The 13255-nt window shown below is 73.1% G+C and carries 16 protein-coding genes; 10 read left to right on the top strand and 6 right to left on the bottom strand.

The features are described 5' to 3' along the window. The first annotated feature begins 4 nt into the window (after positions 1–4). Entirely contained in the window at positions 5–1039 is a 1035-nt protein-coding gene (locus ACYVPE_RS23055) for an RNA polymerase sigma factor (RefSeq protein WP_461035588.1), read from the top strand. A gap of 53 nt (positions 1040–1092) precedes the next feature. Here the strand turns inward: ACYVPE_RS23055 and ACYVPE_RS23050 are convergent, their stop codons facing one another. Then, entirely contained in the window at positions 1093–1923 is an 831-nt protein-coding gene (locus tag ACYVPE_RS23050) for an SDR family NAD(P)-dependent oxidoreductase (protein WP_461035587.1), read from the bottom strand. Positions 1924–1997: 74 nt separating this feature from the next. Between ACYVPE_RS23050 and ACYVPE_RS23045 the strand changes: the two genes are divergently transcribed. Continuing rightward, on the top strand, positions 1998–2429 hold the full coding sequence (locus ACYVPE_RS23045; protein WP_461035586.1) for a winged helix-turn-helix transcriptional regulator: 432 nt from the start codon (positions 1998–2000) through the stop codon (positions 2427–2429). Here ACYVPE_RS23045 and ACYVPE_RS23040 read toward each other — a convergent pair. Next, the gene (locus ACYVPE_RS23040; RefSeq protein WP_461035585.1) at positions 2420–2644 is read right to left on the bottom strand and encodes a helix-turn-helix domain-containing protein; all 225 of its coding nucleotides are present in this window, start codon (positions 2642–2644) and stop codon (positions 2420–2422) included. The genes ACYVPE_RS23045 and ACYVPE_RS23040 overlap by 10 nt on opposite strands. After that, positions 2644–3267 (bottom strand): DUF2975 domain-containing protein, encoded by a 624-nt coding sequence (locus ACYVPE_RS23035; RefSeq protein ID WP_461035584.1) that lies wholly within the window; start codon positions 3265–3267, stop codon positions 2644–2646. Before ACYVPE_RS23035 ends, ACYVPE_RS23040 begins: the two co-directional genes overlap by 1 nt. A gap of 142 nt (positions 3268–3409) precedes the next feature. Between ACYVPE_RS23035 and ACYVPE_RS23030 the strand changes: the two genes are divergently transcribed. Next, positions 3410–4003: an RNA ligase family protein gene (locus tag ACYVPE_RS23030; protein ID WP_461035583.1), complete on the top strand. Its 594-nt coding sequence runs from the start codon at positions 3410–3412 to the stop codon at positions 4001–4003. 485 nt (positions 4004–4488) lie between these two features. Here ACYVPE_RS23030 and ACYVPE_RS23025 read toward each other — a convergent pair whose 3' ends face one another. The 3 genes from ACYVPE_RS23025 to ACYVPE_RS23015 form a co-directional block, all read right to left on the bottom strand. Then, positions 4489–5148 carry a hypothetical protein gene (locus tag ACYVPE_RS23025; RefSeq protein WP_461035582.1) on the bottom strand — a complete coding sequence of 220 codons (660 nt, stop codon included), beginning with the start codon at positions 5146–5148 and terminating at the stop codon, positions 4489–4491. 178 nt (positions 5149–5326) lie between these two features. Beyond that, a complete protein-coding gene (locus ACYVPE_RS23020) occupies positions 5327–6130 on the bottom strand; it encodes a hypothetical protein (RefSeq protein WP_461035581.1) in 804 nt (267 codons plus the stop codon). A gap of 74 nt (positions 6131–6204) precedes the next feature. After that, complete coding sequence (locus tag ACYVPE_RS23015) at positions 6205–6450, bottom strand: hypothetical protein (protein ID WP_461035602.1); 246 nt, start codon at positions 6448–6450, stop codon at positions 6205–6207. Positions 6451–6592: 142 nt separating this feature from the next. Between ACYVPE_RS23015 and ACYVPE_RS23010 the strand changes: the two genes are divergently transcribed. From ACYVPE_RS23010 to ACYVPE_RS22980, 7 genes are all read left to right on the top strand, one after another. Beyond that, a complete protein-coding gene (locus ACYVPE_RS23010) occupies positions 6593–6979 on the top strand; it encodes a VOC family protein (protein WP_461035601.1) in 387 nt (128 codons plus the stop codon). A gap of 72 nt (positions 6980–7051) precedes the next feature. Next, complete coding sequence (locus ACYVPE_RS23005) at positions 7052–7123, top strand: putative leader peptide (protein WP_425086191.1); 72 nt, start codon at positions 7052–7054, stop codon at positions 7121–7123. Positions 7124–7325: 202 nt separating this feature from the next. Beyond that, the gene (locus ACYVPE_RS23000; protein WP_461035580.1) at positions 7326–8984 is read left to right on the top strand and encodes an ABC transporter substrate-binding protein; all 1659 of its coding nucleotides are present in this window, start codon (positions 7326–7328) and stop codon (positions 8982–8984) included. Then, entirely contained in the window at positions 8981–9925 is a 945-nt protein-coding gene (locus ACYVPE_RS22995) for an ABC transporter permease (RefSeq protein WP_461035579.1), read from the top strand. Before ACYVPE_RS23000 ends, ACYVPE_RS22995 begins: the two co-directional genes overlap by 4 nt. Next, positions 9925–10794: an ABC transporter permease gene (locus ACYVPE_RS22990; RefSeq protein ID WP_461035578.1), complete on the top strand. Its 870-nt coding sequence runs from the start codon at positions 9925–9927 to the stop codon at positions 10792–10794. The genes ACYVPE_RS22995 and ACYVPE_RS22990 overlap by 1 nt, the downstream gene beginning before the upstream one ends. Next, positions 10791–12431, top strand: a complete 1641-nt coding sequence (locus tag ACYVPE_RS22985; RefSeq protein ID WP_461035577.1) for a dipeptide ABC transporter ATP-binding protein — start codon at positions 10791–10793, stop codon at positions 12429–12431. Before ACYVPE_RS22990 ends, ACYVPE_RS22985 begins: the two co-directional genes overlap by 4 nt. Further along, positions 12428–13255, top strand: coding sequence for a DUF1684 domain-containing protein (locus tag ACYVPE_RS22980; protein ID WP_461035576.1), 828 nt, complete (start codon positions 12428–12430; stop codon positions 13253–13255). The genes ACYVPE_RS22985 and ACYVPE_RS22980 overlap by 4 nt, the downstream gene beginning before the upstream one ends.

The raw sequence follows: 13255 nt of genomic DNA, 5'->3' as shown, positions 1-13255 counted from the left end.
CCCGATGGACGATCCCGACGAGTTTCCCCCCGGCTCCGCATCGCCCGGCTCCGAATCCCTCGCCGCCGACTCCCCGTTCGACGACGAGTCGGACGCCCCGCCGCCCCGGCTGGAGACCGGCGGCGGCACGGTCGACCAGGTCCGGGACTACCTGCGGCTGATCGCCCGGGTCAGGCTGCTGACCGCCGAACAGGAGGTCGAGCTGGCCAAGCGCGTCGAGGCCGGCCTCTACGCGGAACAGCGGCTCGCCGAAGAACCCGACCTCGACCGGCACTTCCGCCGGGAGCTGTCCCTGATCGCCGAGGACGGCCACCGCGCCAAGACCCACCTCATCGAGGCCAACCTGCGGCTCGTCGTCGCCGTCGCCAAGCGCTACGTCGGGCGAGGGCTCCCGTTCCTCGACCTGGTCCAGGAGGGCAACACCGGCCTGATCAGGGCCGTCGAGAAGTTCGACTACCGCAGGGGCTTCAAGTTCTCGACGTACGCGACCTGGTGGATCCGCCAGGCCACCTCGCGCGCCCTGGCCGACCAGGGCCGCACCATCCGGGTCCCGGTCCACGCCGTCGAGATCATCAACCGGATCTCCCGCACCCGCCGCGACCTGATCCGCGACACCGGCGCGGACCCCACCCTGGCGGAGCTGGCCGAGAAGGCGGACGTCCCCGTCGAGAAGCTGACCGAACTCCTCCGCCACGACCGCGAACCGCTCTCGCTCCAGTCCCTGCTCGGCGACGAGGGCGACACCGAGTTCGGCGACCTGATCGAGGACGGCGACTCCGTCTCGCCCTGGACGATGGTCACGTTCTCCCTCCTCCAGGAGACCATCCGCACCCTGCTCACCGAGATGTCGCCCCGCGAGGCCGGCATCATCTCCCTCCGCTTCGGCCTGGCGGACGGCCGCGCCCGCACGCTGGAGGACATCGGCCGGGTCTACGGCGTCACCCGCGAACGCATCCGCCAGATCGAGGCCAGGACCATGTCCAAACTCCGCCACCCGGCGCGCTCCCACGTCCTGCGGGACTATCTCGACCCGGACTGACCTCGCGCCCCACCGGAAAAACCCGTCGTGCCACGCGCCGTCGCCCTGTTCCCTCAGCGCCCGCCCAGCAACTCCTCGGTGTAGGTGGCGAGTCGGGCCGCGCGGTCCGGGTCGAGGGTCTTCAGTGACAGGTCGAGCCGCCTGCCCCGGTCGACGGCGGTGAGCGGCTCCGCCGGCGGCCGGTCGATCCACTCCACGACCGGCCGCACCGACTCGGCCACGGGGCGGGCGAAGAACCGGCCGAGGATTCTGAGCGCGCCACGCACCAGCGGGTGCTCGTGACCGTCCAGGCCGCTTCTGGTGAAGCCCGGGTGGTAGAGCACGTAACGCGCCTTGCCCGCACCCGCGTTGGCGAACGCCACGCCGAGCAGGTCGTTGGCCCGGCCCGCCTGGAGTTGGGCGCGCACCTGGCCGTAGCGGCGCGTCAGTTGGGGGTCGTCCCAGTGGATCCGGCCCGCGGTGTTGCCGACCCCGGCGACGTTGACGACGACGGGCGCGGGCGCGGCGTCGAGGAGCGGGCCGAGCCGGTGGCTCAGCAGGTAGCGGCTCAGGTAGTAGAGGGCGAAGGTGTGCTCGAGGCCGTCCGCCGTCTCCCTCCGCTTCGGGCTGACCCGGTTGGCGAACAGCGCCAGCGCGTCGACCGCCTCGTACCGTGCGCCGAGGTCGGCGACGACCCGCTCGACCTCGGCGATCGACGACAGATCGGCCGGCACGAACCGCAGGTCGGGGTTGGCGGCCTCCTCGACCAGCGCACGGCCCTTGGCCTGGTTGCTGCCGATCACCGTGACGCGGTCCCCACGGGCGAGCCGTTCCAGGGCGGTGGCCCGGCCCATGCCGTCGGTCCCGCCGCTGATGATCACGGTCTTCCGTGGTTGGTTCGGCACGGCGTCCTCCCTAGGCTCGGCATCGACTGGTCCATCGTGAGCCGCCCCGACGAGGCCCGAAAGAAGGCAGTTTGATGTCCGGTACGCACACCGATGTGCCCCCGCCCCCCTCCGTGCTGGCCCACGAGCTGCCCCGCCCGGTGCCGGCCGACGAGTTCGCCGCGTGCCCCGTCAGCGAGACGTTCCGGCGGGTGGGCGACAAGTGGAGCATGCTGCTGGTGATCCTGCTCGGCGGCCGCCCGCACCGGTACAACGAGCTGCACCGTGCCGTCGAGGGCATCAGCCAGCGGATGCTGACCCGCACGCTCCGCAACCTGGAGACCGACGGTCTGGTGGAGCGCGAGGTGTTTCCGACCGTGCCGCCGAGCGTGGAGTACCGCCTGACCCCGCTCGGCCGCACCCTGCTCGAACCGCTGTCGGCCCTGGCCGACTGGGCGGTGCGCCACGAGGCGGAGATCGCCGGGGCCCGCTCCCGCGCCGTCCGCGACCGGCGCGCTCAGCGCTGACCGAAGGTGAGCAGGTCGCCCGGCTGGCAGTCGAGTTCGCGGCAGACGGCGCTGAGGGTGCTGAAGCGGATGGCCTTGGCCCGGTCGTTCTTGAGGATGGACAGGTTGGCGACGGTGACGCCGACGCGGTCGGCGAGTTCGGCCAGGGTCATGCCGCGGTCGGCCAGCAGCCGGTCCAGCTGGCAGGAGATCTCGTGAGGTTCCTCCGACGGCATCAGACCAACCCCTCGGTGTCGGCGCGCAGCCGGGCGCCGTGCCGGAAGGCGACGGCCGCGGCGGCCACCAGGAGGGCGAGGAACACCATGGGGACGTCCAGCTCGTAGAGGGTGCGCACCGCGTCCTCCGCCGGCGTGCCGCCGACGAGGAGTTCGGTGGTCACGACGTCGACCAGGGGGCTCACCAGGCCGATCAGCACGAGGGCGCAGGCGATCACGGCCAGGCGCCGCACGTTGGGCGGCTGGAAGAAGTCGCCGTGCCGGAAGGTGCGGACGATCCGCAGCAGCACCTCCAGGATCACCACGAGGAGGATCGCGCTGGTCAGGCCGGGGAGGACGAACAGGGCCCGGTCGACGAGACCGGGGTCGGTCAGCGCGAGTTGGGCCTGGTCGGCCGCGCGCAGTGTCACCGACGCCGACGCCGACGCCGACGCCGCGAGGCCGGGGCCGTCCGCGAGGGCTTCCACGGGCACCCCGCGGGTCTCGTCCGTCAGCGGCAGGAGCCCGACCACGGCCAGGACCGGGAAGAGCACCTGGAACAGCCCGACGAGCAGCAGCCCGATGCCTATGGTCCCTTCGAGAACGTGGTTCTCGGCCCTGGTCCACCACGATGCGTCGTTCATGCGTCTCACCCTTCAGCGCCATATCGTTTATCGATCGTATCGTTAAACGATATGGCGCGGTCAAGTGGGCGCCCGGCCACCGCCTTCGCCGCGGGGAAATCCCGGTTGCCCGGCGCCGGTTCGCGTGGCGATGATCTCCGCCATGGCCGACACCACCGCCGGGGGCCCGCCGCCGCGCCCGTACCCGAAGATCCCCTCCCGGGCCCGGCTCGGCGAGGTCGGAGCGCGCGAGTGGATCGCGCTGGAGAAGGTGCATGGCGCGCACTTCGCCGTCGTCTGCGACCCGGCGGGCATCCGCCCGGCGAAGCGGCGCGAATCGCTGGGCGAGACCGCGCTCGACGGCTTCTTCGGCGTCAGCCGGATCTGGCCGGCGCTGTCCGTGGCCGCGGCCCGCTTCGCGGCGACGCTGCCGGACGCCGTCGTCGTGACGCTCTACGGCGAACTCGCCGGCGGCCACTACCCGCACCCGGACGTGCCCGCCGTGCCCGGCGCCGAGCCGGTGCAGACCGGCGTCTGGTACGCGCCCGACCCGCGCTGGCTGCTGTTCGACGCCACGGCCGACGGCCACTGGCTCGCGGACCGCTGTCCCGGCTCCAGGACCTGCCGCCGGCCTTCCCGACCCGGGTCCCGGCCCTCTTCGGCCTGCCCGAGCTGCCGGACAACCTCGCCGAGGGCTACGTCCTGCGGCCGGCCGGCAGTTGGCCGGAGTCGAGCGAACGCCCGGTGGCCAAGGTGAAGCACCCGTCCTTCGCCGAGGACGCCCGCTACGACGGCTCCCGCCCCTACCTCCCGCCGCCCGAGGGCGCGGCCGGAATCCCCGCCTGGCTCCTGCTCCAGGCCACGGCCCTCCTCACCCCGGCCCGCGCCGCGGCGGCCGTCAGCAAGCTCGGCCCCCGCACCGCCGTGGAGAGGGTGGCGGAGGAGATCGCCCGCGACGATGCCGTGCAGGCAGGAGGAGCAGGTGACCGGCAGGGCCGGCCGCACGGGTCCTTCGAGGCCGGTCACCACTGTGACGTCAGGCCCACTACCCGGGTGGGCCAGTGGGCGCAGCGTCACAGCCAACGCGTCACGCAGCGCCTCCGGATCGGTGAGTCTGGCCGCTATGCGGGCCAGCACCTCCTTCGCGTACCGCTGGGTGCGGCAGCCACTCCGGCGCGTGACGGGCACGGCCGGCCGCATCGGGTCTTCCCGGGGCTCGGGTCGATCAGCCGGTCGGCGTCGTCATCGGTTCCGGCGGCGGACCAGGATCAGCGCACCGGCCACGACGACGACTGTCGCGGCCACCGCGGCCACCGCCCGGAGCGCGCTGCCGAGGTCGGTGGACTCCAGGGTGAGTTCCGCTTCGGCCGCGCTGTCCAGGCAGAGCTCCGGGCCCGAGTGGTGGTGAACCGACGCCATCAGGTCCGCCCGTCCCGACGAATCCTCGAACCCCCGTCCCCGCATGCGCGCCTCGGCGGACTCGCCGGGCTGAAGGTCCCGCACGATGCCGAAGTAGCCGTTCGCGTAGTCGCTCTCGAACTGCACCTCCCGCCACTCACCGTTGACGTTCCACTCGAGGACGGCCGAGTACGGGTCGACCGTTTCGTCGTCCGGGAACGCCCATATGTCGGCGAAGGCGTACACCGATGTCATCGGCTCGTCACCGAGGTTGGTGACGCGATAGGTGAACTCCTGCCACTCGGTGGCCGGCCCGCCCTCGGGCACGTCGACGAACTCCACGAGGAGCGACTCGTCTTCCCCGTCGTCCTCGCAGTAGGGCAGCTCGGCCACCTCTATCGGCTCGATGCTCACCCCCTCGGCGTGCGCGGGAACGGCGCTGAACAGGACGAAGGGAACGAGTCCGATGGCCACGGTGACATGGCGTGGGCGACGTTGCCTCACGGTGGGCACCTCACGATGCGGGGGGTGAATACACCTCGTGGGACGGGTGAACACATCTTCCGGTTGCCCCGGTTGGCGTCACCGCCGTGTCACAGCGGTCGACGGCGCGGTCGTCGTCCGCCACGATGCCGTGCGGGCAGGACGTGATGGATCTTCTCGGCCGTGCCCGCGCGGCTCGCTACCGGTTCCGCCGGCGGGCCACGACCAGCACGCCGGCGCCGGCCGCGACGGTGCCGGCGGCCAGCGCGGCCACCACCGGGAGGCGGGCGTCGGCCCCGGTGTCGGCCAGTTCGTCGCCCCGCGGCGCGGCGCGGTTGTCCACCGGTGGCGTGGTCGGCTCAGGGGCCGTCGGTTCCGGGGTGGGCTCGGTGGGCGACGGGTCGTCGGGGGTGGGCTCGGTGGGGCCCGGGCCGGCGGACTCCAGGATGAGCTCCGCCTCGGCCTTCGCGGTGACGCACTGCCCCTCGGCCACGTCGTGCCTGGCCCTGGCGGTCAGCTCGGCCCAACCCGACCGGTCCACCCGCGAACGCCCCCGCAGCCGCGCCTCGGCGGACTCGCCGGGCTGAAGGTCCCGCACGATGCCGAAGTAGCCGTTCGCGTAGTCGCTCTCGAACTGCAACTCCCGCCAGGCGCCGTTGACGTTCCACTCGAAGGCGAACGGGAACGGATCGTCCGCGCCGTCGTCCGGGTACGTCCACATGTCGGCCTGGGCGTACACCGGAGCCGCCGGCTCGTCACCGAGGTTGGTGACGCGGTAGGTGAACTCCTGCCACTCGGTGGCCGGCGCACCCTCGGGCACGTCGAGGAGCTCCACGAGGAGCGACCCGTCGGCCACGGCGTCGTCGCAGTAGGGCAGTTCGGGGAGGTCGATCGGTTCGATGGCCGTGCCGTCGGCGTGGGCCGGAGCGGCGCTGAGCAGGAAGAACGGGACGAGCGCGACGGCCACCGCGGCGGCGGCCCGACGTGTGCGACGTTGCCTCACGGTATGCACCTCGGAGCGTTGGTAGGTGAATTCACCCTGTTGGACAGGTGAACACCCCTTCTGGTTGCCCCGCGTCAGGCCACGTCCGCGCCGACCCGCGCTCCGAAGGCGATGAGCGGCAGGCCGGTGGCCCGGTCCAACAGACGTCGGACGGAGGGCCGTTCGAAGACGGAGCGAGCCCTGGAGACGACGTGGACATAGCCGCCGAGCCAGGTCAGGGTGAGGGCGGCGTGCAGCAGGACAAGCAGCCCGAGGCCGGCTGTGGTGGGGAGCGCCTCCGGGGCCAGCGGCGGCAGCAGCCCCGTGTGGAAGACGGCGATCTTCGGGTTGAGGAGATTGGTGGTCAGGCCCGTCAGGATCGGGCGCCTGGAGGCCGAGGACCACCAGGTAGCCCGCGCCCAGGATCCGGACGACGAAGTGACTCGCGCGACGCCGTCCGGTCCTCGCGCGCACCATGGGGGGATGGCGCGGCTTCACGACATCGTCTTCGACTGTGCGCACCCGGCCGGCGTGGCCCGTTTCTGGGCCGCCGCCCTCGACGGGTACGCGGTCGCCCCCTATGACGACGCGGGACTCGCGCGCCTGCGTTCGCTCGGCATCACGCGGCCGGAGGACGATCCCACCGTTCTGGTCGAGGCGGCGGCTGGCGGTCCGCGTCTGTGGTTCCAACTGGTGCCGGAGGCCAAGCGCGTGAAGAACCGGGTACACCTGGACCTGCTGGCCGAGGACCTGGCGGCGGAGGTGGGGCGCCTCACCGCGCTCGGGGCGACGGTTCGGGCCGAGCACGCGCAGAACGTCGTCCTGGCCGATCCCGAGGGAAACGAGTTCTGTCTCTCCCTGGCGCGCTGATCGCCGGACACCGTGTCCACATGGTGAGCCACGCCCTTGACGAATGTCGCGGGCTGGCTCATTCTCGTCCCCATGCGCTCGCTCTTGACGTCACGTCGACACGTCGACCTCGGTCGTGTCACGACGGCCTCCTGTTCCGCCTGACGGACGTCTTCCTCGCGCCTGCACCGTCGCCCCGGCCCCGAGCCGCGCGCGGTCCTCTCTCTGCTGAGTTCTTCCGAGCTCTTCCGAACTCTTCCGAGCTTGATCTCCTGATCTTCTGACGCCTGCCGTCCTTCGTCGACGGCCGCGCCGGCCTGCCCGCCCGACCGCGCGGGGGGCCGGGCCTCGAAAGGAACCTTCTGCCGTGTTGTCCACACGCCTGCCCGGATCACGGGCCAGATCGCGGGGGTCGAACTCCGCCGCCGTGCTGGCCGTCTCGTTCGTCGTGCTGCTCACCGCCTGCGGCGGCGGAGGTGGTGGCGCCGCCGAGACGGCGGACGCCGGGGAGCCGGTCGACGGGGGGACGCTGCGGTACGCGTTCAACGCGGCGCCGGACTGCGTCGACTCGCGGCAGCGGCCGCAGCTCAACTCCCGGATGATCGGCCGGCAGTTGGCCGACACGCTCACCGAGCAGGACCCGGCGACCGGCGAGATCCTGCCGTGGCTCGCCACCTCCTGGGAGGTGAGCGACGACGTCACCCGCTTCACGTTCCACCTCCGCGACGACGTGACGTTCAGCGACGGCGCGGCGTTCGACGCCGAGGCCGTCCGGGCCAACTTCGACGCGATCATCGAGCTCGGCGTCCAGGCCCCGCAGGGCTTCAGCTTCCTGGCCGGCTACCGGGAGACGGTGGTCGAGGACGCGCACACCGCCACCGTCGTGTTCGAGGAGCCCAACGCGCAGTTCCTCCAGGCCACCGCCACCCAGTCGCTGGTGCAGTACTCCCCCGCCTCGCTCGGCAACGACCCGGCCGAGCTGTGCCTCGGCGACTTCGCCGCGTCCGGACCCTTCACGCTGGACGAGTTCACCCCGGAGACCTCGGTGCGGCTGGTCAGGCGCGACGACTACGCGTGGGCGTCGCCGCTCGCCGAGAACCAGGGCGCCGCGCACGTCGAGGCCGTGCAGCTGGACTCGATACCGGAGGGCAGCGTCAGGCAGGGCGCCCTCACCAGCGGGCAGGTCGACCTCATCGAGGCCGTACAGCCCGCCACCCAGGCCCAGTTGGCGGACACCCCCGGGTTCACCGTGGCCACCTCCGCGCTCCCGGCCATCGCCATCCCCTACATCCCGCTGCCGCTGAGCCCCAGGTTGCGGGACGAGGACACCCGCCGCGCGCTCAGCCTCGCGCTGGACCGGGACGCGATCGTGGCGGCCGTCTACAACGGGGTCAACGAGACGGCCACCGGCGTGCTGACCACGGCCAACCCCGGCTACCTCGACCAGTCGGACGAGATCAGGTACGACCCGGAGGCCGCGGCCGAACTCCTCGACGGGGCGGGCTGGGACACGGTCGGCGACGACGGGATCCGCCGGAACGCGGACGGCGAGCGGCTGAGCCTCACCATCACCTACGAGTCCACCGACCCGCTGGCCGAGCAGCAGCACCAGCTGGTCCAGCAGCAGTGGGCCGAGGTCGGGATCGAACTCGTCCTCGACCCGGTCGCGACGTTCCCGGACGTCACCATCGACGAGTACCCGGGCGACATCACCACCTGGAGCCAGACCCGGGGCGACGTCGACGTGCTGCGCCTCGTCTACTCCTCCTTCGACCCGGCGTACAGCATGCGGTACGGCAACCCGGACGAGGAGCTGAACGAGCTGCTGAACGCCCTCCAGACCACGGTGGACCCGGCGGAGCGCGGCGAGATCGCCGACCGGGCGCAGCGGCTGATCGTCGAGCGCGGGTACACGATCCCCGTCTACGACCGGGTCTCGGCCTACGGCTTCGGCGACGCGGTGGGCGGCTTCCGCACCGACCTGGAGGCCAAGCCGCTGCTCAACGAGGTGTGGCTCGCGCCGTGACCCGCTACGTCCTGGTCCGGCTCGGCAACGGCCTGTTCGTGCTGTGGGCCGCGCTGACCGTGTCCTTCCTGGTGCTGCACCTGGTGCCCGGCGACCCGGTGTCGGTGATGCTGCGCGGCAGCGGCGGCGAGGCGTCGTCCGTCGACCCGGCCGCGGCGGACGCGCTCCGCGCCGAACTCGGCCTTGACCGGCCGATCCACGAGCAGTACCTCGACTTCGTGTGGCAGGCGGCCAGGCTCGACTTCGGCACCTCCTTCACCACCGGCGACGAGGTGCGCGCCGTGCTCGGCAGATCGCTCGGGCCCACCCTCGAACTGGCCGCCGCCGCCCTGCTGTTGACCCTGGTCATCGGCGTGGCGGCGGCGGTGGCCGGCACCCTGCTGCCGAAGGCGCCGCTGCGGTCGGCCGTGCTGTCGGCCACGGTGGTCGGGAACGCGGTGCCGAGCTTCTGGACCGGCATCGTGCTGCTCCAGGTGTTCTCCTTCGGGCTCGGCTGGTTCCCGGCGTACGGCGCCGGCGATCTCGCGCAGCTGGTGCTGCCCGCGTTCGCGCTCGCCCTGCCCGGCATCGGCACCCTGGCCCAGGTGCTCAGCCGGAGCCTGCGCACGGCGCTCGCGGAGCCGTATGTGCGGACGGCGCGCGCCAAGGGCGCGAGCCGGCTGCGCGCCACGACCGCGCACGCGCTGCGCAACGCGGCGATCCCCGCGATGACGCTGTTCGGCCTGATGATCGGCGGGATCGTCGCCGGGGCCGTCATCACCGAGACGGTCTTCTCGCGGCCGGGTCTCGGCACGCTCACCGCCCACGCGATCGGCGGTCACGACTTCCCGGTGATCCGCGCGCTGGTCTTCCTGGCCGGGGCGCTCTACGTGCTGGTCAACCTGGCCGTGGACCTGATCTATCCGCGGGTCGATCCGCGGATCGTCCTGCGGGGGGCGTGATGGCGGGAGACGCGACGTCGGCGTCCTTCACCACCGCCGGCGGGGCGGGACGCGGGTGGGCGCGGCGCGTCGGCCGGCGGCCCGGGCTGCTGCTGGCCGTGCTGTACCTGCTGCTCGTCCTCGGCTGGACGGTCGCCCCCGGCCTGTTCGCCGGCCAGGACCCGCTGCTCACCGATCCGGCCAGCAGCCTCGTCCCGCCGGGCGCGGAGCACTGGTTCGGCACCGACAACCTGGGGCGCGACATCCACGCCAGGGTGGTGCACGGCACCCGCGTCTCGCTCGTCGCCGGCCTGTTGGCCGTCGCGCTGGCACTGGCCGTCGGCGCGTTCCTCGGGACGCTCGCCGGCTATCTCGGGGGCTGGCTCGACCAGTTGCTGATGCGGGTGGTCGAAGTACTGGTCGTGATCCCCGGGTTGCTGCTCTCGCTGGCCGTGGTGTCCATCCTCGGCTTCGGCACGACCAACGTGGCGATCGCCGTCGGCATCGCCGGCATCCCCAACTTCGCGCGGGTGGTGCGGGCCGAGGTGCTGCGGATCAGGGGCAGCGCGTATGTGCGGGCCGCGGTCGCCGGCGGCAGCCGCACCCCGACCATCCTGCGGCGGCACGTGCTGCCCAACGCCTCCCCGCCGGTACTGGTGTTGGCGGCGCTGGACGTCGGCGGCGCGGTGCTGTCGATCTCGGCGCTGAGCTTCCTCGGCTACGGGGCGGCGCCGCCGGCGCCCGAGCTGGGCGCGATGGTCTCGCACGGCCGCGACTACCTGACCACCGCCTGGTGGGTCACCACCTTCCCCGGCCTCGCGATCGCCCTGGTCGTGCTGGCCACCAGCCGCGTCGCCCGCGCACTGGAACGCACCGGAGTCCCGTCATGAACCGACCGAACGACCAACCCCCGTTGCTCGCCGTCCGCGACCTGCACGTCTCCTACCGCACCCGGCGCGGCGGCCGCGTGCCCGCGGTGCGCGGCGCCTCGCTCACGGTCGCGGCGGGCGAGACCGTCGCGCTGGTCGGCGAGTCGGGCTCCGGCAAGTCGAGCGTCGGCCTGGCCGTGCTCGGCCTGCTGCCAGACGGCACCGAGCCGGTCGCGGGCTCGGTCGCGCTCGACGCGCGCCCCCTCGTCGGGCTGCCCGACCGAGTCCTGCGCGGCATCAGGGGCCGCGAGATCGGCTTCGTCCCGCAGGACCCGAAGGCGTCCCTCAACCCGGTGCAGCGGGTCGGCGCCCAGGTGGCCGAGGTGCTGCGCGTCCACGGTCTGGAGCGCGGCCGGGCCGCCGTCGCGCGGCGGGCGCGGGAGCTGCTGGGCGAGGCAGGGCTGCCGGAACCCGAGCGGGTGGCCGAGCGATTCCCGCACGAGCTGTCGGGCGGGATGTGCCAGCGGGTGCTCATCGCCGTCGCGCTGGCCGGCGGGCCACGGCTGCTGATCGCGGACGAGCCGACCAGCGCGCTGGACGTCACCGTGCAGCGGCACATCCTCGACCATCTGGCCGACGTCACCCGGCGGACCGGCACCGGGCTGCTGCTGATCACCCACGACCTGGCCGTCGCGGCGGAGCGCGCCGAGCGCGTCGCCGTCATGTCGGAGGGGCGGGTGGTGGAGACGGGCCCGAGCGCGGCCGTCATCGGCGCGCCCTCGCACCCGTACACCAGGGAGTTGGTCGCCGCGGCGCCCTCGCTGACCGCGCCGCCCGCCACGCAGGCGGCGCCGGCCGCCGAGCCGCTGCTCGCCGTGGAGAACGTGCGGCGGGTCTTCCGCACCCGGCTGCCGCAGGGCGGACGCCAGGTCACCACGGCCGTGGACGACGTGAGCTTCACGCTGCCGCGCGGCGGCTCGCTCGGCGTCGTCGGCGAGTCCGGCTCGGGCAAGTCGACGCTGGCGCAGCTGCTGTTGCGCCTCGACCGGCCGGACGCCGGCCGCATCGTGCTGGACGGCGTGGACCTCACGTCCGTGCCGGCCGGCCGGTTGCGGCGACTGCGGCGGCATGTCCAGCCGGTCTTCCAGGACTCCTACGGCTCGCTCGACCCCACCTTCACCGTCGCCGAGGCGATCGCCGAACCGCTGCGCGCCTTCGGCGTCCCGGGCCGCGCGCGGCGGGTCGCCGACCTGCTCGACCTGGTGCGGCTGCCGGCCGCCGCGGGGGCCCGTCGCCCGACCGAGCTGTCCGGCGGCCAGCGTCAACGCGTGTGCATCGCCCGGGCGTTGGCGCTCACCCCTCGGCTGCTGGTGCTGGACGAGCCGGTCTCCGCGCTCGACGTGTCGGTGCAGGCCAGGATCCTGACGCTGCTGGCCGAGCTGCGCGAGGAGTTGGGTCTCGCGTACGTGTTCATCTCGCACGACCTGGCGGTGGTCAGGCAGGTCTGCGACCGGGTGCTGGTGATGCGGCACGGCCGGGCCGTGGAACAGGGCGCGGTGGCCGAGGTGTTCTCCAGCCCCCGGCACCCCTACACCCAGGAACTGCTGGCCGCCGTGCCCGGCGGCCCGCGCACCGTCTCCGAAGGAGCCTCCCCATGACGGACAGGACGGACGCCACCCGGTTCGCCGACGACTGGGCGCGGTGGCACGCCGAGCGCGAACGGAACCTCGCCGCCCCGCACGGTTTTCTCGCCATCACCAGCCTGCGCTGGCTGACCCCCGAACCGACCCGCTTCGACGACGCCCCGGGCAGCTGGTCGAGCACGGCCGAGGGGGTGGTGGTCGAACTGGCCGAGGGCGAGGAACTGGACGTCGAGGGCACCCCGGTCCACGGCCGGTATGTCTTCGCCGAACTCGCCGAGCGGGCCAGCGTGTTCGCCCGCCACGGGGAGCGTGCCCTGGAGGTCGCGATCCGTGGCGGCCAGGCGATCCTCCGCCCCCGCGACCCCGACCACGCCCTCCGTACCGGGCATGTGGAGACCCCGGCGTACGCCCCGGACGAGCGGTGGGCGCTGCGCGGCCGCTACCTGCCGTTCGACGCGCCGCGCGCGGTGACGGTCGGCGCCGTGGCGGAGGGCCTTGAGCACGTCTACGACGCGCCGGGCCGGGTCGAGTTCGAGCCGCCGGACGGCGGCGGCACCCACCGGCTCACCGTGTTCAACGGCCACCGATCCGGGCATCTGACGGCGCTGTTCACGGACGCCACGTCCGGGGTGACCACCTATGCCGCGGTCCGCTCCCTGTCGATCGGCCCGCCCGACGACGCGGGCCGCGTCACCCTGGACTTCAACCGGGCCGTCAACCTGCCCTGCGCCTACACGGACTTCGCCACCTGCCCACTGCCACCGGCGGGGAACCGGCTGCCGGTGGCGGTGGAGGCGGGCGAGAGACTGCCGAGGGAGCGGGGTGGGCCCGCCGCCTGA

The sequence above is a fragment of the Streptomyces mayteni genome (assembly GCF_054783955.1).
This window is presented reverse-complemented; position numbering and strand designations above follow the sequence as displayed.